The sequence below is a fragment of the Pseudomonas sp. TWR1-1-4 genome, assembly GCF_049897165.1.
Classification (GTDB): Bacteria; Pseudomonadota; Gammaproteobacteria; order Pseudomonadales; family Pseudomonadaceae; genus Aquipseudomonas; species Aquipseudomonas canadensis.
The window spans coordinates 241,292-263,731 of sequence record NZ_JAFCVS010000004.1 but is presented as its reverse complement, the minus strand read 5'-3'; the positions used below and the strand labels follow the sequence as shown (position 1 = coordinate 263,731).

At 51.1% G+C, this 22,440-nt stretch carries 18 protein-coding genes and 1 pseudogene; 5 read left to right on the top strand and 14 right to left on the bottom strand.

The window, feature by feature from the left end; translation table 11 throughout:
- Positions 1 to 108: 108 nt before the first annotated feature.
- The 7 genes from ACP7C6_RS13355 to ACP7C6_RS13325 form a co-directional block, all read right to left on the bottom strand.
- The gene (locus ACP7C6_RS13355) at positions 109 to 1,236 is read right to left on the bottom strand and encodes an HWE histidine kinase domain-containing protein (protein WP_426108858.1); all 1,128 of its coding nucleotides are present in this window, start codon (positions 1,234 to 1,236) and stop codon (positions 109 to 111) included.
- A 130-nt stretch (positions 1,237 to 1,366) separates the two neighbouring features.
- On the bottom strand, positions 1,367 to 3,748 hold the full coding sequence (locus ACP7C6_RS13350) for a response regulator (RefSeq protein ID WP_426108857.1): 2,382 nt from the start codon (positions 3,746 to 3,748) through the stop codon (positions 1,367 to 1,369).
- Positions 3,749 to 3,778: 30 nt separating this feature from the next.
- Positions 3,779 to 4,240, bottom strand: coding sequence for a response regulator (locus ACP7C6_RS13345; RefSeq protein ID WP_426108856.1), 462 nt, complete (start codon positions 4,238 to 4,240; stop codon positions 3,779 to 3,781).
- An 18-nt stretch (positions 4,241 to 4,258) separates the two neighbouring features.
- The gene (locus tag ACP7C6_RS13340) at positions 4,259 to 6,517 is read right to left on the bottom strand and encodes an ATP-binding protein (RefSeq protein WP_426108855.1); all 2,259 of its coding nucleotides are present in this window, start codon (positions 6,515 to 6,517) and stop codon (positions 4,259 to 4,261) included.
- A gap of 719 nt (positions 6,518 to 7,236) precedes the next feature.
- Positions 7,237 to 7,377, bottom strand: a complete 141-nt coding sequence (locus ACP7C6_RS13335; RefSeq protein WP_426108854.1) for a DUF2256 domain-containing protein — start codon at positions 7,375 to 7,377, stop codon at positions 7,237 to 7,239.
- Positions 7,374 to 8,912 carry a cryptochrome/photolyase family protein gene (locus ACP7C6_RS13330; protein WP_426108853.1) on the bottom strand — a complete coding sequence of 513 codons (1,539 nt, stop codon included), beginning with the start codon at positions 8,910 to 8,912 and terminating at the stop codon, positions 7,374 to 7,376. Before ACP7C6_RS13330 ends, ACP7C6_RS13335 begins: the two co-directional genes overlap by 4 nt.
- The gene (locus tag ACP7C6_RS13325) at positions 8,905 to 9,372 is read right to left on the bottom strand and encodes a thiol-disulfide oxidoreductase DCC family protein (protein WP_426108852.1); all 468 of its coding nucleotides are present in this window, start codon (positions 9,370 to 9,372) and stop codon (positions 8,905 to 8,907) included. The genes ACP7C6_RS13330 and ACP7C6_RS13325 overlap by 8 nt, the downstream gene beginning before the upstream one ends.
- Before the next feature lie 271 nt (positions 9,373 to 9,643).
- Here ACP7C6_RS13325 and ACP7C6_RS13320 point away from each other — a divergent pair.
- Both ACP7C6_RS13320 and ACP7C6_RS13315 read left to right on the top strand, forming a co-directional pair.
- Positions 9,644 to 10,414, top strand: a pseudogene (locus tag ACP7C6_RS13320) (PAS domain-containing protein); the annotation flags it as partial.
- A 105-nt stretch (positions 10,415 to 10,519) separates the two neighbouring features.
- A complete protein-coding gene (locus tag ACP7C6_RS13315) occupies positions 10,520 to 10,957 on the top strand; it encodes a methyl-accepting chemotaxis protein (RefSeq protein ID WP_426108966.1) in 438 nt (145 codons plus the stop codon).
- A gap of 386 nt (positions 10,958 to 11,343) precedes the next feature.
- On the opposite strand, the gene ACP7C6_RS13310 is transcribed toward ACP7C6_RS13315, so the two are convergent.
- Positions 11,344 to 11,553, bottom strand: a complete 210-nt coding sequence (locus ACP7C6_RS13310) for a hypothetical protein (protein ID WP_426108851.1) — start codon at positions 11,551 to 11,553, stop codon at positions 11,344 to 11,346.
- Positions 11,554 to 11,807: 254 nt separating this feature from the next.
- On the opposite strand from ACP7C6_RS13310, the gene tnpA reads away from it, so the two are divergent.
- From tnpA to ACP7C6_RS13295, 3 genes are all read left to right on the top strand, one after another.
- On the top strand, positions 11,808 to 12,131 hold the full coding sequence (tnpA, locus tag ACP7C6_RS13305; protein ID WP_426108850.1) for an IS66-like element accessory protein TnpA: 324 nt from the start codon (positions 11,808 to 11,810) through the stop codon (positions 12,129 to 12,131).
- A 175-nt stretch (positions 12,132 to 12,306) separates the two neighbouring features.
- Positions 12,307 to 12,441, top strand: a complete 135-nt coding sequence (locus ACP7C6_RS13300; protein ID WP_426108849.1) for a hypothetical protein — start codon at positions 12,307 to 12,309, stop codon at positions 12,439 to 12,441.
- A 131-nt stretch (positions 12,442 to 12,572) separates the two neighbouring features.
- Entirely contained in the window at positions 12,573 to 12,761 is a 189-nt protein-coding gene (locus ACP7C6_RS13295) for an MbcA/ParS/Xre antitoxin family protein (RefSeq protein ID WP_426108848.1), read from the top strand.
- Between the two features lie 348 nt (positions 12,762 to 13,109).
- Here ACP7C6_RS13295 and ACP7C6_RS13290 read toward each other — a convergent pair whose 3' ends face one another.
- The 6 genes from ACP7C6_RS13290 to gmtY form a co-directional block, all read right to left on the bottom strand.
- Positions 13,110 to 13,487, bottom strand: coding sequence for a hypothetical protein (locus ACP7C6_RS13290; RefSeq protein WP_426108847.1), 378 nt, complete (start codon positions 13,485 to 13,487; stop codon positions 13,110 to 13,112).
- 103 nt (positions 13,488 to 13,590) lie between these two features.
- Positions 13,591 to 14,286 (bottom strand): hypothetical protein, encoded by a 696-nt coding sequence (locus ACP7C6_RS13285; RefSeq protein ID WP_426108846.1) that lies wholly within the window; start codon positions 14,284 to 14,286, stop codon positions 13,591 to 13,593.
- A gap of 1,030 nt (positions 14,287 to 15,316) precedes the next feature.
- Positions 15,317 to 15,814: a transcription elongation factor GreB gene (gene greB, locus ACP7C6_RS13280; RefSeq protein WP_426108845.1), complete on the bottom strand. Its 498-nt coding sequence runs from the start codon at positions 15,812 to 15,814 to the stop codon at positions 15,317 to 15,319.
- A 326-nt stretch (positions 15,815 to 16,140) separates the two neighbouring features.
- Positions 16,141 to 16,737, bottom strand: coding sequence for a gamma-mobile-trio protein GmtX (gmtX, locus tag ACP7C6_RS13275; RefSeq protein ID WP_426108844.1), 597 nt, complete (start codon positions 16,735 to 16,737; stop codon positions 16,141 to 16,143).
- Positions 16,734 to 20,756, bottom strand: a complete 4,023-nt coding sequence (gene gmtZ, locus ACP7C6_RS13270; protein WP_426108843.1) for a gamma-mobile-trio integrase GmtZ — start codon at positions 20,754 to 20,756, stop codon at positions 16,734 to 16,736. The genes gmtX and gmtZ overlap by 4 nt, the downstream gene beginning before the upstream one ends.
- 128 nt (positions 20,757 to 20,884) lie before the next feature.
- Positions 20,885 to 22,327: a gamma-mobile-trio recombinase GmtY gene (gene gmtY / locus ACP7C6_RS13265; protein WP_426108842.1), complete on the bottom strand. Its 1,443-nt coding sequence runs from the start codon at positions 22,325 to 22,327 to the stop codon at positions 20,885 to 20,887.
- Positions 22,328 to 22,440: the final 113 nt, after the last annotated feature.

Here is a 22,440-nt window from a genome sequence, read left to right as displayed (position 1 = left end):
TAGATGAGGGCCAGTGATGGCCCTTTTTTTAGGGCCTAAATTTTGTTGCGCCGGCAGCGCTTCAAGCAATAGCGAACGCTATGACCACCGTTGATTGACATTGCGCAGCTAATCTGAAAAGGCTTCGATACCAAGCTTTGGAGTAAAAGGTGCAGATATATCGCAGATCAGCCCGGCAGGATTAAAAGTAAACACCGCTGATCCATCGAAGGCGTTTCTGAGTGTGCCACCTATCATCAATGTCCCATAACCTTGGCGGCTAGGCTCTTGCACCGTAGGCCCTTCACTTTCCGTCCAACATATTCTCAAAGCTGAGTGTGTATCTAACTCACCCTTCGGCAAAATATTCCATTTTATCTCCAGCACGCCGCCGACATTGGACAGAGAACCGTACTTCGACGCATTAGTCCCTAACTCATTGATTGCAAGCGCCAACGCGCAAGCCGAGTCGGGGGACAAGAGGATTTCAGGCCCGCTTATAGATATCTTATGTTCCTTCAAATAGGGCGCTAGGATTTCATCCATTAGTTGGGATAAACCCATCGCTCGCCCACTGAAAGCAAGTGAGTGAGCGTGATGCATCATTGTCAGGCGTTCGCCGAAAACCCTCCGAAAATCGCTAGGATTGGGGTAGCGTTTGATCGTCAGGTTGGCTAATCCCCCGACGGTTAAGTAAAGGTTTCGAACGCGATGCTCCAGCTCTCCCATCAAGAGTTGCGCCGTTTCCCTGGTTCTACTGTAGGCGCAAATCTTAGCGCAAAGCGCAGCGAATGATCCCAGGAATTCGATTTGCTCTAGGTCAAGCGGCGCCGCTTTAGGATGAATGACGGCAACACTGCCATGAGCTTCGCCGTCCGAGGTGAGTGCAGGTATAGAGATAAGAGACGCTAATTCGTACTGTGCAAAGAGCCCTTTCCACTCATCTGAAAAGCGCTCGTCGTTAGCCACGTCTGGAACGTTGATTACCTTGCCTGTCAGTACGCCGAGACCGCACGATCCTCTTTTTCCGTTAATGACATTACCTTCCAGCCTACGAGCGAATTCATCAGGCAGGCTGGGGAAAATTGAGTGGCGAAAAGTTCTTCCCGGCTTATCGAGTACGTTGATCCCAACAATGCATCCAGGAAGTTCAACCTGCAGCATGCACGCGATTTCGTGGAGTAGGGGATTTGGCGGTGAGCCTGATGACATGACATAGAGCGCACGATTTAGAAAGTGCTCAAGCATCTGATGCATGCGGGCAGACCTTAAAAATAGACAGCGCTCATTTTACATAGCGAAGACCAGTGTGCCACATGGGCGTGGTACGTTTCGTCAGACTTCATGGATTGACGGCGTGGTAAGAGGTCTCGGATACGCGGTCTTGTTACTCAGATGCGTTACTGCCGAGTGCTGTGATGATTCGATTTTGGAGGGTTGCCTCATCAAATGGCTTTTGGATTACTGAGGCGGTTTCAAGTCCCAGTACATCAATGTCAGCGTATCCTGTCACGAATACGATGGGCATCTGAGGACGCTTCATTTGAATAGCTGAGGCTAATTCAGAACCGGTCATGCCAGGCATGGCAAAGTCCGTGACCACAATGTCTATGGTCTGATCAATTTTTTCCAGGGCTTGAATGCCATCGCAGGCCTCAATTACGGCATATCCCAGCGATTCAAGCATCTGAAGCGTAACGGCTCGTACTGCCGGGTCGTCGTCGACCAGAAGCACAGTCTTTTCAGCAGCGTTTGTTGATGAATAGAGAGGCATAGCGACATTCGCCTGCTTCTTGGTTGACGCATCCACGCTAGGCAAATACACCCTAACAGATGTGCCTATACCCTCTTCTGAATCGATGTTCACTCCACCACCTGACTGCTTCGCGAAACCAAAGACCTGTGCGAGTCCTAAACCTGATCCTTTACCCACACCCTTTGTAGTGAAAAACGGCTCGAAGGCTTTAAGCAATGCTTCATCCGACATTCCACTACCGGTGTCACTGATGGTCAAAACAGAGTAGGTGCCGATTTCGGGGTCTTCAGGGCGAATCGGAGGATTTTCGACCACGAGGTTAGACGTCGAAAAAGTGATAGTCCCGCCAGTAGGCATCGCGTCTCGCGCATTGATCGCCAGGTTGAGAACGATCATTTCTGTCTGAGTTGGATCGCCCATAGCATTACGAAGCTCAGGGGCCAGGTCATACCGTATTGAGTTTTTTGCACCTAACGCCCTGGCTATTAGACTGCCCATGTCTCTTATTACGTCATTCAAATTGATGACGACAGGTACTAGGCGTTGCCTACGAGAAAACGACAGTAATTGTGCTGTGAGCTTGGCACCTCGCTCTCCTGCTTCTTTGATGTTAGTCAGGCGGCTGATTGTTTTGGCCATCGTTCCCTTCTCAATATCCCGAATGGCAAACGTTGTGCTCGTCAGGATAACTGTCAGAAGGTTATTGAAATCGTGTGCAACACCCGCAGTTAGCTGACCGACTACCTCTAGCCTTTGCAATTGCTGTAACGCTGATTCGACCCGTTCTCGCTCTTTGATCTGGTCACGTAAGCGTTGGTTGGCAGCAGCCAGTTCTTCAACCACGGCTCGTTCATCAGTGATATCGCGAACAGCGGCATACATTAGCCCGTTCTCTGGAACAATTGTCCATGACATCCATCGGTAGGCGCCAGATATGTGCCGCAGACGATTCACAAAACGGGTTGAGACAATCCCGCGTGCGATGTTCTGGGTTTCTTTGACAGTGGCATCAAGATCATCAGGATGTACGAGTTCCCATAACCTCATTTCGTTGATCTGGGAGTCAGACCATCCGAGCGCAGACCTCCATGCGGGATTGGTGGCTATGGGCGTCATATCAAATCGTAGAACGGCCAGAAGCTCCCTTGATAGATCCCAGATTCGATCTCTCTCAAGCGTCCGCTGTACCACTCGCTGACCAAGTTCCTCATTGCGTTCAACAAGTTCATTGGTCGCACGTTTGCGTTCGCTTATGTCTTGCACGATCCCAGTGAAACGAACGCATATGCCATTTTCAAAAACGGATCTGCCACTCGCGAAGATCCAGCGTTCACGATTCCCTTCAAGGAATATGCGGTACTCCACCTGATAGTTCTGCTGAAGTGTGATTGCGTTATGAACGTTTAGCTCTACTAAAGCACGGTCGTCAGGGTGGCAGCGGTTGAAAAAATATTCCAAGTCGATATTGGCTGTAGGCGGTAGCTCGTATAGAGCTTTGCAGCGCTCGTCCCAAAGCAACCGGCCTGATACAAGGTCGAGCTCCCAAACCCCCATCATGGCAGCTTCAATCGCGAGCCTTGCCCGGACTTCAACCTCTTGCAGTGCAGCCTCAGCTTTAAGCCGTTGTCTGCGCTCTCGAACCTCCAAGACTGCACGCCGGACTGCTTTCGGCAGCATTTTCATGTTCTGCTTTAGAACGTAATCCACTGCTCCCATGCGGATCATTTCTACAGCTTGCTGCTCTCCAAATATCCCAGACAGGAAGATAAACGGCGTCTCCGGGGAGAGCTCCCGAGCGATGCTCAGAACTTCCGCACCGGAGGAGCCTGGAAGTAGGTAATCGCACAGAATGACGTCGAAATCAGAAGCACGAAGCTCTCGCTCAGCTTCAGAGTGGTTGTGCACTAAGGTAGCGTCGACTTTAAAGCCACTAGCTTCTAAAGCTAGGATCGTCAGCTCAGCATCATGCGGGCTGTCTTCAACCAGCAATATTTTCAGCTTGTTCAGGGGCATGGAGATGAGCTGTTCTTAAAGTCGCTGATGTCAGGAATTTGTACGGCGTACAGCTCTGACAGAGCCAGGTGGTGGTTCGTTCAAGACTGCCCAGAAAATGCCGAGATCAGATATCGCTCCCACAAATTCTTTAAACTCAACGGGCTTCACCACGTAGGCGTTGACGCCTAACTGATAAGCGCGCGAGAGGTCGGGCTCCTCTCGGGACGATGTGAGCATCACTACTGGGATGCTGCGAAGATCCTCACTAGCGCGAATAGCCTCCAATACCTGAAGACCGTCTACTTTGGGTAGCTTTAAATCCAATAACAAAACCGCCGGGTTTCCGTCCCCCCGATCTGAAAATATGTTTCGTTTGAATAAATAGTCGAGCGCTTCCGCGCCGTCTCGAACCACGACAACTTCGTTTGCGAGCTGGCTTCGCTCAAGCGCTACGAGCGTCAGCTCCAGGTCGTTGGGGTCGTCTTCTACTAGCAGTATTGGTTTAAGCATAATCAGATCTCTTAATCGTCAGCGCACAGGGCTGAGGTGTTTTTTTGGCAATGAGAATGAGAAAGTAGCTCCCCCATTCAAACTGCCTTCAGCTTGAACGGTGCCGCCATGGCGCTCGATGATGCGCCTGACATTCGCCAGTCCGATTCCGGTTCCTTCAAACTCGTCTGAACGGTGCAGTCGCTGGAATACGCCGAAGAGTTTTTCCGCGTACTTCATATCGAACCCAACACCGTTGTCTTTGATACTCACTACTACACTGTCCGCAGAGCTAAACGCCTCTACGTGAATCACGGCTACCGGCTCGTTTCGAGTGTATTTAATTGCATTGGAAATAAGGTTGCGCAGAGCAAGGTGCAAAAAGGCAGGGTCTGCAATGATCACCGGCAGATTTAGAACCTTCCACTCAATCGTACGGCCTTCGTATTCTGGAGCCATCTCACGTTTGATCGATTCGATCATCGCTGCAAGGTTGACCTCGCTGAGCCTCATTGCTGAGCGCCCCATCTGAGAGAAGCTTAGAAGGTTATCAACCAGCGTTCCGGCAAATTTAGCCGACTCGCCGATAGTCCCGAGGAAGCGCTGGCCGCGCTCTGTGAGGTTTCCTTGCTCCATATCACCGAGAAGCTCTGCGTAGCCTGCAATGTGGCGTAGAGGTGCACGTAAGTCATGTGACACGCTGTAGGAGAACGCCTCAAGCTCTTTATTGGAACGCTTGAGTTCATCCGCCATTTGAGCGAGCTCTTCAGCCTTGCGCAGAACAATTCCGAGTACGGCGAGGCGCAACTCGGCTACACCTTCGATTTCGCTATCGTCCCAAGGAGTGGAAAAGCCTTCCACGGTCTCATGCCACATCGCGAAACTCTGACGGGGTGACAGTTTTCCGCCATCATCAATCACTTTGTTTGGTTTTCCGGCCCAGTTCACGACGTGGACTTGTTCAGGCTTAAACCAAATAATGTAGCTTGAATGCACTTCTGAAATGGATACGGAAAGTAATCCACCTACGGATTTCGCAATGCCTGGCAGATTAGGAATATCGCGTCCGACATTATCGCTAGAGAAAACCTCAGGCCCTTTACGTTCGTCCAACCAGGTTGTCAGCGCTTTAACCTGATGCTTGGTAGGTGTCACTCCGTAGAGGTCGCACTCTGTGTCGGATACTACAGCTGCACCCGATGCTCCGACGAAGCCAAGAAAAACGTCAGGCACGGATTGAATGCCTTTTAAAACACTGTCGTGGTCTGCCATAGCAGCCAGCATCTGCACGATTTGTTTACGTAGGCTCAGCATCTTTTGGCTGCGTAGATGCGCAACCTTGGTCTCCAGCTGTAATGACAAAACCCGGCCTAGCAATTCGCAGGCAGTACGTGATTGAAAACTGACGGGTCGAGGTGACTTGTTGTGACAGGAAATCAGCCCCCATAGCTTTCCGTCCATCACAATGGAGATCGACATGGATGCACCTGTTCCCATGTTCCGCATGTAGTGCAGGTGCACCGGCGAAACACTGCGCAGGGTTGCGTAACTCAAGTCGAGTGAAAGCCCAGTCTTGGGGTTTTCAACGGGTATAACCGGAGATGGTTGGTAATCGACGTCGGCAATAATCCTGATTCGATTCGCGCAATAAAGCTCGCGTGCTTGCTTTGGGATGTCTGACGCTGGAAAGCAAAGACCGAGGTATCGGTCGAAACCTTCATCGGCGAGCTCCGCGTTCACAAAGCCGTTTCCCGCCTGATCGAATCGGTAGGCGTTAACGCGGCCATAGCCAGTGATGCGCTTTACGAAACCTACCGCTCGTAAGCACAGATCATCAACGCTCTCATCTTCACGCATTTGACTGATGAAGGAGCGGATTAGGGGGTAGAGGCGGCCATGCGCAACGGCAACATCGCTGGCAGGTTCGAACTCTGCAATCAATACACCGTCATTCCGATGAAGCATCATTGCCACCAGCGAGCCTGTTCTCTCTCCTTTCAGGAGGGTGGCGTCACCGACGTGGAATGCTTGGAGTTGCTCTTCATCAAGCTCACTCAACTGATCGACAAAAGCCGACCCATGTTTGATCAGTTCGTCGAACCGAGTACCCAACAGATCCGCAGCGTTGACGCCAATCCAATCAATCACGTTGGCACTCGCTTGCAGGATCGTCATCGATGACTCATCGATTGCCAGGAGAAACCCCTGTGGCTGGATGCTACCGGGCGTTCTGATTGGTTCCCGCGCGCAGTTATCGATAGCGTTTTGAAGAGACTGCGCATTGTCGGTGCTAGTCAAAATCTTTTCCTCTTTAAGGCGTCAGAAGCGGTTGACGAAGGCTTAACAAGCTTTAGGTCGCCAATTTCATTCGCTCCAAAAAGTCGGTCATACGTTATCAAAGTTTGAAAACAGATTCCTTGAGAGTTCCGTATTTAAAGCGCCGTTTCCGACGAAGCAAGGTTGGGGCTACAGCGCTACGCATTAAAGCGGAATGACTCGCAGTGTCCGGCGCATGGTGGTTGGAGGATCTTGAGGCGATGCACCAATTCAATGGCAGCTGGCTGTAGCGCCGAGCAACCGTGGCAAATGAGCGTACAGTGTACGTTGCATCACCAACGAACGATTACCACTACGGGTGGCAAATGATGGAACTACAGCGTGACTGCAGCCTGGCGTGGCGTGCGGTCACTGAATTGCTCGCACGCGTTGCGGTATCAAAAAATAGAATTGAAGTTATCCGTCTGGAATGTGACGCTCATGCTCTTCTGTGGAGGCTGGAGATGGAGGAAGCTCTTTCAAGCCATGATACTGATAATTTTCGCGTCCTCCTTCAGGTTCAGCTTGAAAAACGATTGAGTCAATTTCGGACGCTATGACTGGAGCCATTTCTGACTTTTCTTCAAGGCATATGCTCTGAGCATCTGACGGATGCAGCTGCTCGATCTTTCTTCATTCATTCAGAACAGATAGCCTTATCAGGTGCACCAAATGGCATGTCGAATGCCCTCTATTTCTTTTCACCGCGTCGTTGCTTTGTTGCGCCGGCAACGCTCCGAGCAGTAGAGCACCTCTTGCCAGCAGCGTGCCCATTTTTTTCTCCAAGTAAACGGTAGGCCACAGGTCATGCAGGTTTTGACTGGAAGCTCACTCTTTTTCAAAATCCCCTGCCTTCATCCATTTCTGCGAGCAACCACTGTCCGCGTTGCCACAGCGCCTGCTGTTTGGATTCATCCATACGGTCGAGGTTTTTATAAATCATGGCCATGCGCTGATTGCCGCGAAGGCGCTTGCCGTGGCGCATCAGAAAGTGCCAATAGAGCGAGTTGAATGGGCAGGCGTCGCCTGTCGTGCTTTCGCAAACTTTGTAAGCGCAGCCTCGGCAATAATCAGACATACGCTTGATGTATTGCCCGCTCGCGCAATAGGGTTTCGAGCCTAGATATCCGCCGTCTGCGTGCATAACCATGCCGAGTGTATTGGGCAGCTCCACCCAATCGAAAGCGTCCATGTAGATCGCCAGATACCACTCACATATCTGACTCGGTGCGATACCTGCCAGCAGGGCGAAATTGCCAGTCACCATGAGACGTTGAATGTGGTGAGCGTAGGCATGCTCAAGGCTCTGGTTGATGGCTTGGCGCATGCAATTCATCTGCGTGTCGCCCGTCCAGTAGAACGCTGGGAGCGACCGCGTATTACCGAACGCGTTGCCATCGGCGTAGTCAGGCATTTTCAGCCAGTAGACGCCTCGGACATATTCCCGCCAGCCGATTAGTTGTCGGATAAAGCCTTCGGCAGCGTTCAGCGCGATGTTGCCTGACAGGTATGCCTCCTCCACATCACTGCACAGCTGACGAAGATCCAGCAGTCCAATATTCAGCGCGGCGCTTATTCGGGCATGAAACAGGAAAGGCTCGTTACTGGCCATCGCGTCTTGGTAGTCGCCGAAGGCTGCCAGGCCCCAGTCGAGGAAGTAATCCCAGAGAGCCTGAGCTTCAGCGTGGGTTACCGGGTAGTCGAAAGTGTCGAGAGTGCCATAGTGGCTTGTGAAGTCCTTGGCCACCAACGCCAGTACATCGCGAGTGATTGCGTCAGGAGTAAAACGCGCGGGGGATGGAGGCCTTACGCCCTTGGGTAAAGCCTTTCTGTTTTCCGCATCAAAGTTCCATGCGCCTCCGACCGGACTGCCGTCCCCATTGAGTAATAGCCGGCTCTTACGGCGCATCTCGCGATAGAAGAACTCCATGCGCAGCTGCTTTTTGCCATTCGCCCAAGTAGAGAACTCGGCACGGGAGCAGAGAAAGCGAGAATCCGAATGCCATTTTATCGCTAAACCACAGTCCTTTATCGATTGCTCCAAGCGCCAGTCGCCGCACTCGGTGATGTGGATTTCATCCGGTCGCAAAAGTGCGTGCCACCGCTCTAACTCGCGATACACCGATCCAGTATTTTTTGGGTCATCAAGCTTGACGTACCGCACCTTAACTCCCCGTTGCTGCAACGCCTCGGCGAAGTGGCGCATAGCACTGAAGATGAGGGTGATCTTTTGCGGATGATGAGGAACATGGCTGGCTTCCTCCATTACCTCGACAAGCAGCACCGTATCGCGCTGTGTATCCAAGCCCTGCAGTGAAGCAAGATCGAACGAAAGCTGATCACCCAAGATCAGTCGCAGGCTGCTTGCGCTATTCATCATTACCTCTGGCAGGCGCCGTCTTGCTGCCTGGGTCGCGTTTGGTATCAGGCACTGCGCATCTCTCATCGCGACACCGAGCGCTGCCATCAGGATGGGGCAGCCATGCTAAATGGGGACGCAAGCGGCAAAATAGGCGATAGCCAAGGTTTAAAAGTGGCCTGGTCAACCGCCATGATAACGGCGCGGCCCAGATACCAAGGCCCGCAGCTCGCCAGCTCCAGAGCGTAGCGTCTAAGCCAGTGACCCAGGTTCCATCGCCCAGCCTGGCGTGCAGTATCGACTGCATTTCAACGAGCGTGAGCCCAAGAGATTTTGCGTCGAAGGCACCATCGCTGATATCAATGAATAAAATGCGATTAGGCGAGGCCCGCTCCCTTAGGAGCTTGATCTCCCGGGCGCAAAGAGGGCACTCGCCGTCGAAATACAGCGTCAGTGGCCATCGCTCATTCTTGTACAACTACTGATACCTTGTATAAGTTTTTAGACAAGATATGCTCAAAAAACTTCGAAGACAACCGGGCCTGATCCTCGAAACGAAATCAGGTTCCAAGCGGTGCCTGCTCGGGGATTTCAGGTTGGCTTCTGGGGCTGGAGCTAAGACATGTGGCCACGGCAGCTTGCCGACTTGATGGTGACGTTCGTCGCCTCACTGCTTTTCGTTCGTCTGATAGCTAAACGTGTTGCAGATCACGCCGATAGACCTTTTAACACCCAACAGGCTGCTTCCCATGTTCAATACAAAAATCAAGAACCAGCTCCAGGCTCAAACAGCTGAGCTTTCGGAGTTGCGCCAACTGCGTGATGGCCTCCACCGTGAAATGCTGACGCTGAGTATCGATACTAATTTTGCGATTACCGCCTGCAACGACAATTTTGCACAGGCTTTGGGGTACACCCAGAATCAGCTGATAGGTCGTGCCATGGCCGACATTGTTCCGCAGTACGTTTCCAAGCTCCCCTGTTTTCACAATTTTCGGGCAGCCGTCGCCGCCGGGAAATCGATCTCTGATGAATACAGGTACCTGCATGCTGATGGCTCATTGGTTTGGATTCATGCCCATTGGCAGCCCGTAACCGATGCGACTGGCCGGTTGAGTCATATTGCAGGCTATGCGACGAACATTACTTCCAGAGTGGAAAAGGCATCGGAAAACGCCTCTTTCATTGACGCACTACTGCGCTCGACAGCGGTCATTGAATTCGACCTGTCCGGGCATGTGCTCATGGCGAATGAGCAGTTTTTAAAAGCGATGGGTTACAGCCTAGGACAAGCGCAAGGTAGCCACCATCGTATTTTCTGCCGGCCAGAGGAGACTTCATCCCAGCAATATAGGGATTTTTGGTTGACGTTGAACAAGGGGGAATTTGTCGCTGGCCGATTCCAACGTGTTGATAGTCGAGGTCAGATTGTATGGCTGGAGGCGACCTATAACCCCGTCTATGACACAGAAGGAACACTCCGCAAGGTCGTTAAGTTTGCAACAGTTATTACCGAACAGGTTGCCCGAGAACACCAAGTAAGTGAGGCCGCACAAACGGCATTTGAAATCTCTCAGCAGACTGACGTCACTGCTCAGCGTGGTGCAATAGTGGTTAACGATACGATGCACACCATGCGCAAAGTCGCTGTGGATATGCAGGCTGCCTCGGGAGGCGTCGAAGCGCTTGGAAAGCAGTCGCTGTTAATCAGTTCGATCATTCAGACGATCAGTAGTATTGCTCAGCAAACGAACCTTTTGGCATTGAACGCTGCGATTGAGGCTGCACGCGCAGGTGAGCAAGGCCGAGGTTTTGCAGTCGTCGCGGATGAGGTTCGACAATTGGCCGGGCGCACCAGCACGGCGACTGAGGAAATCGCATCGGTTGTTTTGGAAAATCAAAAGCTGGTGGATCAAACCATAGCAGAGATGGCGAACAGTAAGTCCCAAGCTGAGCAAGGTCTTGGGCTAGCCACGCAGGCAGGGCAGGTTATTGTTGAGATTCAGGACGGAGCCAAGAAAGTTGTTGAAGCGGTTGGTAAGTTTGCGACTCAGGTGGCTTAGCACGCTCAATCGTACTGCGTTGGAGTTCGCCCCTAGGGAGTTGTCGAGTGTGTGCAAAGTGAGGCGAGGTCGACGGTTCGGGCTTGTTAGGGTTGTCGTTGAGCTCCGGCCCTCGTTACCAGTCGTAGTCATATCCGACAAACCAACCACGCTTGGCTAGTTGTTAAGTTACGTCATGACGCCCGCGTCACCAAAAAATCGGTGGTGTCTGGATAGTAAATACCTGCCAGCGACATCATCGATACCTAGGTCTCGCGGTCGAAGTACGATAGAAAATGCCAGCCGCCAATTGTACTCCCCACGTGTGGAAAATTGATCGCAGCTTTGCCTGTTATGTAGTGCTCGCGTGAGACGCGTTTGAGATCAAAATCAAAAAAGCGGCTACCTCATGGGAGTTTTTTGAGCCGGGCTAGGCCCTGCTTGATGTGTCCGGCGTTCTCGCCGATTGTCTCCAGAGCACCACGGACGTTGTTTCCTACCTCCACATGTCCGTGGGCTTCTACGTGGAGCGTCAATTCCATCAGGGCTGCCTCTAGGGCGAGTTGGTTTTGGTACATCCTTTCCAGCACATCCGACAACGAGTATTCCTTAGGCATTGATGTGATCTCCTTCTGGGATGCTGAGCATAGCGCAGGATACGAAATGGTTAAGTGCCTCTCAGTGGGCTAACCGGGGCAACAGGACGATACCTGGAAGACGAGAGATAAGTTTGCCAAGACTGGTTCATCTTTGAGTAATGGATGATCGACCGTAAGCGTCTGCCGAACACACCTTCAGAATCCCCAAATTAAGGGCGATGGTGTCCACCTAAAAATACGTGGACACCATTGCCCTTAATTCAAGGAATCTCATGCGCCAGCGCACCTCTTATCCCAAACTGTTCAAAGCCCAGGTCGTTCAGGAATGCCTACTCCCCGATGTATCCATCGCGAGCGTTGCCCTGCGTCATGGCATCAACACCAATCTGGTTCGAAAGTGGATTCCCGTTCTCCGTGACCAATTGCCATCCGCTCTCCCGGCTTTCGTGCCATTAAAGTTGGAGACTGCTTCGGTACCAGTCCAACAGGCAGTAGCCAATATCGAAATCAGTTTCGGCAAGCAAACACTCATAGTGAGCTGGCCAACTTCAGATCCTGACGGTTGCGCACGTTTCATCCGTGGTCTGATTCAATGATTCGTATCGACTCCATCTGGCTCGCCACCGAACCTATGGACATCCGCGCGGGTACCGAAACGGCATTGGCCCGTGTGGTCGCGGTATTCGGTGCGGCGAAGCCGCACTGTGCTTACTTGTATGCTAACCGTCGCGCGAATCGGATGAGGTAAGTCAATCCAAACCTGATCTGCCAGTGCTCTACACCACCGGTTACACCCGTAACGCCATCGTGCATAACGGCATGCTGGATCGCGGCGTCTCATTATTGCCCAAGCCGTTTACCCTGCGCGAATTGGCTCTAAAGATCCGCCAAGTGCTAGACCGGTAATTTAGCATTCAGGAATGCAGGGGAAGCACTCTAGGTGTGTTCGCCATTCGCTTACGACGCTTTTCGTTATGCCGCACCTGAACGTGCGCTTAAACTAGTCTTCGAAGGCGTGGCATCAACGGGGGTGGGATGTGCAAGATTTTGACCTGATGTGGCAAAAGGCTGAGCAGGTATTTGGTGACAAAGCCAAGGCAGCTGTGTGGTTGTCGACGCCTAAGCACTCATTCGATGGCATGAGTGCAATCGACTATGTGAGAGATCAAGAAACCTTGGCGCGGGTGATAGAGGTGCTGGCCCAGATCGAGCATGGATATCCTTAGAAAGGATCCCTGAAAACTAAGCTATGGCTTAGATTTTCGGTTCAACTGCTCCATGATCCGCGAAATCGAAAATATAGTTTAGATTTCGTTTGGATGACTGGTACGTACCTGCGCCGGGCCGACCTGACTGCGCAAGGTGAGTAGGAGGGATGGTAACTGCGTATCGTTCCTCACCGAGACTGCAACCTATATGTCCGAAGCGAAAAGCCTCGACAACATTGCTACGTAAACCTCTTTGTTGACCTGTTAACTGCAGTGCTTTACAAGTCAAAGAACAGGTTTACAAGATCTCATGCCCAGTTTGCCGGATCGTATAATACGGCAGCGCGGCTGTACCCTGGATGGGAGTTACGTAGCCTGTCGAGAAGAGACAAAGGGCTTCACTTCTCTGTCGTCTACCTCCTGAAGCCTGAAGTATTGCCCGTTGGTCTTTAACGCATGGATGATGCGGCATTGGGCATAAGCGGTGCTGTATGAAGTGCTCGGGCCTTGGATGTTGAGCACCAGTTCCTCTCCGTAGCCTCCCTCGTACCTCAAACCTTTTAAAGCTCCCATCGCCTCGCCATTTGCCTCGGCGATTTCGATTACCAACTCCCGTATAACCTTTTGATCGGTGCTGGTCACCTCAGCTGAAAATCTGACTTGACGCTGACTACTAAACCCTCCGCCACCACTGGCTGAGCCCATGCGGTTGAATGTGATGTAAGCGAGCAGAACTACTTCCATGGTGTGTGCCTTCTATGTGAGTCTGACTTCTAGGTAGCAGGGGCGTCAGCGTAAACCAGGTCATTTCGCCCCTGTGCTCATGCTCATTCGCGTCCAGCAGTGCTCAACGATTGCGCTGTAGTGGTGCGATGAGAAGGCTCCAAAACGTTTCGGCGCCGCCTTCTTGTGAGAGCTTCTGGTCTTGCCGAGTGTGGAACGCCATACCGAACGTCTTCAGGTACATGGATTGGTCGTCCGTCTCTACGGTGAGTGCCTCGTTGTAAGAGCCACCGCCAAACGAGTCGCCATGACTAGGGGAGGGCGCTGAACCGCCAGTGAAGTCGTTGCGCTCGGCCTTGGGAGCAGAACTCGGTCGGTCACGGCTGCATCGCTCAGTGGCCTTACGAACCTCCTTCGCAACTTGCAAGAATGCCCCGTCTCGATCCGGCCAAAGTGTCACGGGCTTACCGTCCTGGGGTGTGCCAAGCAGTTTGCCGAACGGCGCGTGGTGCCAATCGCAAGGCCAAGAATTACAGGAATGACGATCGCTTCCCCCGCTCCATGACGCTCCATCGCGCGAGTCATCTCGATGTTGTAGCAGTAGTCGGAAGCGATGAAGTCGGGGCTCACCAGCAACAGAATTGATTTCATCGCTGTTGATGTGATCATCGATCGCTGCATCGATTTCTTGGCCAGCACCGATTCTGCGGTCGTGCCATGTCTCAATGACGCCCTGACGCTTGAGCATGGAAAGCTGTTTTTCGAGCTGGTCGCGCAGCGCTTCGTCAGCATGGCAATACGAGAAGAACACGTTCGGCAAAATGGTTACTCCCATTCAGGTAGGTGCTGTTCCGATCATATGGTTTGCTCACCGCAGAAGTACAGGTCTGGCTTGGCTCGTACGCTTACTGCGATGTACCTCTTCCCACCCGTCAGCTGAAGAAGAATGGGGCAGGCAAGGGAGTAAGGGTCGTGACTTGGTCGAAGATCATCTGGGCTAAGTCATAGCGGATGATGTGCTTCCCGTGTGGCGTTGGCCGCACGAACTGACGTATCTCCGCAGGCGCGAAGGTGAATCTAGACGGAAGCCCCAGATGTCGTTTAGCCGTGCCGTCAGCGCTGTTGCATTGTTCGCAAATGATGACTGGGGCGAAAGAGGTGATGCGACGAGGTTGACCAGGAGGCAGCTTGCTCGCGCTAAGGTCTGCTCCATGATCATGGTGTTCATGAAGACCTGCCGCCCAGTCTTCTCGTCTGTATGGTTTGTTCGGGTAAAGCATTGTCCAACGCAGTAGCTCGAGTCGAGCCCGATCGCAGCACGGGCATCGCCAATAATCGGCAAGCTTGGCCCACTGCAGGCGGCAATGTGCGCCATCAAAGCTCAGGTAATCCTCCCAACTAGGAATTCGCCGGCGCCGATTGCTATCCAGTGTTTTCTCTCTGTTGGCATTCTTGATTTTGGTACCGTCGCACGCCAGGCAGCAGCCGTTCGCTACAAACTCAGGCTTGCAGGGACAGAGGCTCTCGGTCATGAAAGTCTCAAAATTTGATTGCCAAATGATTTGGCTCGACCAGCCTGCGCTGACCGGCTCGACAGGGGGGATGGTGATTTCACTCTCACCGATAGCTGCTCACGGCATGCGGGTCTCTAAGGGTTTCATCTGTCCAGCCAAGGCCAATACAGAACATGAGGGTTAAGGAGGCATAGCTGAACACTGCATACACGCCTCCTGCGCAGTTCATAGTGCAGGTGCGGATTTACGTCGGTGAGCTCATTCCAACCTCCTGTCCTGGTGGCGCAGGCTGAGCTCGACGTAGCTCATATCTGTGAGCCAGGACTGACTTTGATTCTACAATTCAGTCTTTTCACCTGGAGCTGATCCGTACTGGATACTCACCACAAACCAAAGCGCTTCCCCGGTGGGGGTTTGCACTACGAACTCATCACCCTCGGCTTTCTTCAACAAGGCGCGGGCCATGGGTGAGTCGATGGAGATGTAGTCGTTGCGTCCGTAGATTTCGTCATAGCCTACGACCCGAAAACGCTTCCGCTCCTCGTCCTCATTTTCGATCTCGACCCATGCGCCGAAGAAAACCCGACCTTCTTGTTCCAGCGAGTAATCTACGACGCGGATGTCTTCTAGCCGCTTACGAAGGTACCGGATGCGTCGATCAATCTCACGCAGTAGCTTCTTGTTGTACTGGTAATCAGCGTTCTCACTTCTATCCCCGAGGGACGCTGCCCAGGTGACCTTTTGAGTAATTTCAGGTCGATAGGTGTGCCAGAGGTGATCGAGCTCTGCTTTTAGAGCAACGTGACCTTCTCGGGTGATGATGTTGGTGGCCAACCTCTACTCCTGGAATCTCAAATGGTGGCTGGGCGCTAGCCCCAGACCAGGTTCAGAAAGAGCTCAATAATCACAGGTAGCGCAGTACGCTACAGCCCCCAAGGCTAGTTTCCATTTGTAGGAAGACTATCACGCTGACCTGATCATGCAGTACATAGGCACGGGTACGATAGGTTCGAGGGTCGTTTGTCAGTCAAGAACAGCGCGGCGGGAAAGGCAGGGCGATTAGTGTAGCGATCATTGAATTCGGGCCAGCCCTGTCAAGGGTGGCCGTCAAAATCGGAGAATATTCACGCAGCAAATCAAGCAATTGAGCACGCTACGCTTCAAAGGTGCTCAAGTGCTTTTTTCAACGCGTCGAACGTCCCTGGCCGGAATAGTTGTTCACCGTTAGGGCCGTAAGCGTCCCCCCGTGTACCTCGCTTGACAGACCGGTCGCTAAGAAATTCGTCAGACATGAGGTAATCCAATGCACGTCTTTCCCCTGGTGATAGTTTGAAAAGATCAGATGGCTTCTGGCGGAGATCAAGAGATAATACCTTATTCGGAGGTAGGATCTCGCGAAGCTTGAAATCTGCGGCTTTGAGTTCGGCGAGTAACATCTTAGTTAACAGCTTTTGCTCGCCCATGGGTAATGCTTCGATCCATGAATACTTCCCAGTCACAGCCTTTGGTTTTGGTGGGACTTGTGCGGCAAATGCGTCGATAAGGGCGCGGTACCGCGCGCCCCCTTCGTTATGCAGGCTTTGTTTTGAAGGCACACCGTAGACTGCACCTACTTTCGCGATCATCGCGTAACTGAAGTCGGTGCTCTTACGTTCCTTCTGCTCCTTACATGCAAGATAAACCGCATCGAGGGTTTTGTGGACGCGCGGTAAGCTCGCTGCCTTTAATTGCTCCAGCAATTCTTCAGGGGACATCATGCGTAGGCCTCCTCCTTAATAATGATAGAATGATTTTTCTTGGCTTGAGACGCCTTGACGTCCTCAGTAAGAAAACCAATAGTTTCTTTGGTTTTGTTTTTGCCGTCGTTCTGGAGGATTAAGATTTGTTGGGCTTTTACCCCGGAAAGTAATTTTTTGAATGATGATTCTGACAAGCGCTCATCCGCTGGGAGGTCACGCATCATGATGCGACCGTCGACTACGGCGTCAAGCTTCGCCCAAGATTTCAAGCGGGAAAGCATATATTTCGTAATCTGGTTTCCGATTGAAAGCTGTTGCCTGGCGTCAAGCATAAAGAGGGAAGGTGTCATGTCATTAAACTGGATCATTCGATCGAGCAATTGCGTTCGCGGAGTGACTGCAAGTTCTGCTTTTGCCGAGATGTAAATTTCGGCGTTTTCACAAACTTCGTTAAGTTGATGGAAGAATGAGGATTCTTCGAATTCAATCATGATTTCATGATCAGTCTGCAGGATCAATTGAGTGGAGTCAGAGCTATCGCCGCTTTCCACACGCTCGTTCAAAATTGCCTGGCATTGTTTTGCAAGCCGGTTTATGGAGTTCATATCTGCCAAGTACATATCGGCTTTCCTCGAAGCGCTCTCTATTTGACCGTTAATGGAGACCTTCTCCAGTTTGAGCTCGTTAATTGGCGTCTCATCGAATTCTCGATTTTCGTTTTGGTTTTCGTTTTCGGCATCGAATTGCATGATCACCAGCTCTTGTAGTTTTTGGTTGATGGTCGCTATTTCCTGTTCCATCGCATCCAAGTGATCAAACTGCATCCTGGCGGAAAGCGAAATTTCATTTGCCAAGGAAAGCAGGCCGCCAAGGAATACGGGGCCGGTAACAAAATGCCTACAGCGTACGCAATTTTCACTCCCCAAATAACCTGCTGGAACTGGAATGCCTTTGCCAAGTTCATTTAAGTATCCGTCGCCACAGCGGCTGGCGGCGAAAATGCACATCCCATAATCTCGAAATAAAGCGCTTCCGGCGGCAATTTCCCCGGTAAATCGTCTGATGGCTTCTTCATTGTTAGTGATGAGGTCACCTTTAACCTGGTTCGCGCGGCCCTGCTCAATCATCTGCCAAGTTGCCTTGGCTTTGTTGGCGAGAGCCCGCTTCTCACCTTCTTCAAATTTCATACGGAGCATCTCTCCGTTGACTTTTACGTAATAGATCGACATGACTACCGAGCTGTGCCCAGCGATTTTGATAATAATTTCCAGAGGGAGTCTGAACTCCATTACATAGGCAGTAATTAGGCTGACTCGCATGGTGTGAGAGGTATATTGAGAGGAGTAGGAACTGATATTGTTGGGGTCGCCGTCGAGGGTGGCCAGCGCTATGCTGGCGGGTTGGATATTGTACAGGGCAATTGCAATGCGAGAGCCGAGACGAGCGCCAAAGCTTCCATTGCATTCTTCGAGGTTGAAGTCTCGGAAAAGAAAACAGTTTTCTTGCTTGGCTTTCCTATCCTCTAAGTTTAAATTGGTGTTTTGGCAATTCTCCCACTGCATGGGTTTAGTGATCGGGTTGTACTTTGTTTGCCACTCTCTGAATCGTATGCACCAAATCGCCAGCATTTCAGGAATCCATGGTATGTCATATTCTGGCTTCTTCCGAGAAGTTTTATTTGTCGTAACATGCATTCCAAGTTCATTGTCTTGAAATTTTTTTACAAATCCTTGGTTTTTCTTTTTGCCACGGAAAGGCAAGGGATTCGGTTTCCAGACAATTTTTCCATTTTCCAGTAATGGGATTTCAGCATCGCCCTCTCCCGAGTCAATGTATGCCAACTGTATTCCTCGAAGTGGAACGGATGCTAGCGCATAGGTATGCATCCAAAATCCGGGGAACCAGATTTTGTACTTTCCTTTCTCAACCTTCCAGACGCAGTCAGGGTCGTCTCGATCAATTTTGTCTTCGTCGATCTCCATCCAGTCAGCTTTAAAGCTATGAAGGTGAGTCAGGTCTGAGAAGCTATTGGCCGTCACAGGGATAATCCAGTCCCTAAGTTCGGCAACGAAATGGTAGGCGAGAGCGGATTTAACTGTTTCAGATGGGGTGATTTGTACACCAAGCTCTTTGTTGAACGGTGCGAATGGGTCGCGCGCACCCTGAACCAGAGTGCGTTCCCCCGTGTCTTCACAGGTGATGCTGAGATGATCTTTGATGAAGTATTCAGCGAACTCCCGAAGCGCATGAACAGTTTTACGCTGTATGGTTTCCTTAAGGGTGCCTACGAATAGCTCAAGTTCCGCGAGAGTGAATCTGTCAGTTGTGAAAATCGCCGTAGGTTCCTGGCCAATACCCAAAGGGGCAAGGAAATCTCGGACGAATCGCACAAGATAGTTTTCTTTGCTGCTACCCCCTTTTATCACTTTAAGGTGAGCCCCAATGACGTGCTGCCAAGCGGCATAGCTTTTCGGGATCGTGATGATGGTATAGGGCTGTTCCCGATTCAGATAGTCAGGCCAGTTGATCCAGGAAGATTGGTAGACTTTGTCCGGGGTCAGCGGAAGGCGACGATCTCCGATGGAAATAATGTATTTTTTGTAGTCGGCAGCGGATGGAAGAGCCAAGTCCTTAATCAAATCTTTAGCTTCTTCAAAGCTATAGGGGCGTTCTATTGCGCAGAAGTCGTACCAGTCTTTCCATTCGCCATGAAAGTCGCGTGATGGATTGCAAGGAAGGCAAGGGTAAAGTGCCTGCTGGTTTCTGTACTCAGTGCTGTTTTTGATACCAATAACTTTAACCGCGAACTTAGCCTCTTCATAGGATGCGCAGCGCTCTGGTAGAATGAAATCCGTCCAACTGGTGAATTCCTTGTAGACCTCGCGGGGGGCCAGAGGCAATTTCGGATCACGTGGTGCAAGCTCTTGATAGTCTTTATAAGTAATGATGCCCAGTGCGCGAGCAGCTGCTCCTGCTGAGCGAAGCGTTGGATAGAAGGCGCCAACCAAGAACGGTCGCCAGCCCGTTGCGGGCCATTGATCTTCGTAAATAATGTCGGGGCAGCGAGGCAGCATGCAGTCTTCATGAAATCGCTCAGAATACTCCGCTTTGGTTCGGATGCCGAGGCGCTGAACCGCCGCCGTAGCTTCGCCTATATCTTTGTATAGGGGGGCGTCTCCCAGAAACTCTTCCCAGCCTTTCCAGTTGTCCTTGTATACCTTTTTAGGATCTTTGGGCAACCTTGGGTCATCGTTTGCATAACATGCAGCATACTCTTCGGCACTTCTGATGTTTGCCGCCTGGGCAGCCGCCTGCGCTTCAAAGTAAAGTTCGTAAGGCTCTACCCTCTGTTGAAGAAATGTGGCCCAGTCGACCCAGTGATTTCTATAAGTTCGGCAGGGGGAGCTTGGAAGCTTCGGGTGAGACTTTCTCAGCTCGTCGTACTGGCGCTTGCTTGCTACGCCATGTTGCAACAGCATTGCCTGTGCATCCTCGTAAGTCAGTGCGGCGGGTCGTTTCTCGCTTCCAAGATAATCGTTCCAATCAATCCATTCTTTGTATGCCTTTTCAGGAGCAACATACAATCTTGTGTCAATCTTTTGGCAGTTCCTCCTGTAGTCTTGCATGTTTTTGAATTTGTGGCTGCGCACGATCATCCGTGCTTCATAAAAATCTTGATATTTTTCTTCTTTGTTGAGGAAGGCGTCCCAAGATATCCAGTCTTTGGGGTACTTTGTATGAGGGGTAGCAGGTAGTTTACGATCAAGTTTGTATTTTTCCTGATATTCCCGTGCACAGGTAATGCCCAGTCGAAATGCAGCGGCTTGCGCCTCCTCATACGTATAGATGCTGACTTTCTCTCTGCCAAAGTAATCGTCATAACCTGTCCACGCTTCCGCATAGCGAGCGTCCGGGCATGCAGGAAGAAGAGGGTCTTCAGAGCGCCGTTTTTTGTATTCCGCTACCGTATTGATGCCAAGCTTGATGCAGGCTTCACGAGCTTCTTGGTAAGTGTTGTAGAGGCTAAACGCTGGCATTGGATGTACCTATTAAGTGAAGCAGATTAATTTTTGGTGTGAGGGTTCGCTTCTGCGCTGTATGCCCAGAAGTAAAGTGATTGTTATTTGGCTTGTCAGGCCATTCAGCTATAGTGAATGGATGATGTCTATTGCCTTCGTTCCCATGTGGTGTCTCGATAACTGACGATAGGTCGAGCTTTAGAGCGATTGTCTTCGTTGTCTGACTGTGGTGTAGTTTTGCCGTAAGCTTCCGTAGCGCGCATTTTCTCCCTCAAATCTTTTGCTGTCCTTTGAATGTAAACAAGGCAGGAGTCAGGGTGGGCGTGGTGCATAGCGTGCATGATGTATGATTGGATAAAGCCGTTTTCTGCGAGGCGATAACCATAGGCGTGTCTATGACCGTGTTCAGTTGTGCCGTCATATTTTGAGCAAGGTAGCCCTATTCTTCTTACAGCTGCTGTGTGCAGGCGTTGGAAGTTGTTAATGGTTTCGGGTCTGCCATTAGAATTCGTAAAGGCAAAGGGGTGTCTGCCCTTGGCATCGACTCTTTGGTAGAGTATGTAGTTATGAAATGCAAGTAAGAACTCTTGAGCCTTTGACGGGGGATAGAACTCTACTGCAAAAAACATTTGTTGGTTGGTGGTAGGTGCTTTCCAGCCTGCATGCAGCGCCTCTTCTTCTAGATACTCGTTCCTAGGCTTCATACGGAACTTTCGATTCAAGTAATCTTTGCGATTGCTATAGCCGTTCGGAGCAGTTCCATATGCGGGGTGGTGGACTCTTACTATCGCTTCATTACGAGTGGTGTCGATGTCGATGTCGTCAAGGTATATGTGAAACAGCTCGCTTTTTCTCAGGCCGCCAGCATTCATGAGAATGGTCATTGCTTGGCTTTTGTAATCAGTACGAGCATGTTTTTCTTGGCTACGAGAGCTTGCGATGATAAAGCCTTTATCGAGAAGTTTATTGTAGTACTCCCGTGGGAATCGCTTCGCCTCGTCGAGTATGATTGCCGATGATTTGTCTCTGGATACTTCACGAGTGAAGTGATTCGAGTTTCTGTCGTGCTCAGAAGTCAAGTGGTTGAGAAGTTTTCCATCCTGGCGATGATGGTACGCGCACCAATTTAATTTTTCCTCATGGGTGGTGGCTTCTCTAATAGGATTCATGATTATGCCGCTATGACCTGGTTGTTTGGCTAGCCAATCTGCGTAGGCAGTCAATAGAATAACTATGTCATCTGCATACTCATGCCGACGATTGGGCCAGTAAAGTCCGGTCGGGTCTTCCAGGTCTAAATCAATGGTGCCGTTTGTTAGTGCATTGCGAAATGATTTCAACAGTATGGTGGGGCTGCTGAAGGAGATTCCGCTCAGAGCTATGTAATCCAGCAGCATGGCTACCGCAGCAGTTACTTTCTTTCGCCATGAATTGCTCCTTTTTTTCTCACTCAAGTATTCGAGCAGAGAAATGAGAATCCCTTGGCTAGTGACCAGGGCAGGTAGCCGCATTTTGTGGAGCCGGGTGGGGCTTTGGTAGTCCACCTTAATCTTGAGAGAAGTTCTCATTCGCATTGTTACGACTTGCATCAGCTTAGGCTTCCCTGCCAGGTCGGCTGCGGGGTGACAAAACGTAAGGTCGAGCAGTTGACATGTGCGGTCGTGGTGGCGCGTGCTGACCTAAATCTAGGGCCGTCGGTGAG

Coding starts and splice junctions, on each gene's coding strand:
- ACP7C6_RS13315 (WP_426108966.1), top strand. CDS start 10,520: ATGCACACCATGCGCAAAGTCGCTGTGGATATGCAGGCTGCCTCGGGA.
- ACP7C6_RS13345 (WP_426108856.1), bottom strand. CDS start 4,240: ATGCTTAAACCAATACTGCTAGTAGAAGACGACCCCAACGACCTGGAG.
- ACP7C6_RS13355 (WP_426108858.1), bottom strand. CDS start 1,236: ATGCATCAGATGCTTGAGCACTTTCTAAATCGTGCGCTCTATGTCATG.
- ACP7C6_RS13310 (WP_426108851.1), bottom strand. CDS start 11,553: ATGCCTAAGGAATACTCGTTGTCGGATGTGCTGGAAAGGATGTACCAA.
- ACP7C6_RS13350 (WP_426108857.1), bottom strand. CDS start 3,748: ATGCCCCTGAACAAGCTGAAAATATTGCTGGTTGAAGACAGCCCGCAT.
- gmtZ (WP_426108843.1), bottom strand. CDS start 20,756: ATGCCAGCGTTTAGCCTCTACAACACTTACCAAGAAGCTCGTGAAGCC.
- gmtY (WP_426108842.1), bottom strand. CDS start 22,327: ATGCAAGTCGTAACAATGCGAATGAGAACTTCTCTCAAGATTAAGGTG.
- ACP7C6_RS13290 (WP_426108847.1), bottom strand. CDS start 13,487: ATGGAAGTAGTTCTGCTCGCTTACATCACATTCAACCGCATGGGCTCA.
- gmtX (WP_426108844.1), bottom strand. CDS start 16,737: ATGATGTCCCCTGAAGAATTGCTGGAGCAATTAAAGGCAGCGAGCTTA.
- tnpA (WP_426108850.1), top strand. CDS start 11,808: ATGCGCCAGCGCACCTCTTATCCCAAACTGTTCAAAGCCCAGGTCGTT.
- ACP7C6_RS13330 (WP_426108853.1), bottom strand. CDS start 8,912: ATGAATAGCGCAAGCAGCCTGCGACTGATCTTGGGTGATCAGCTTTCG.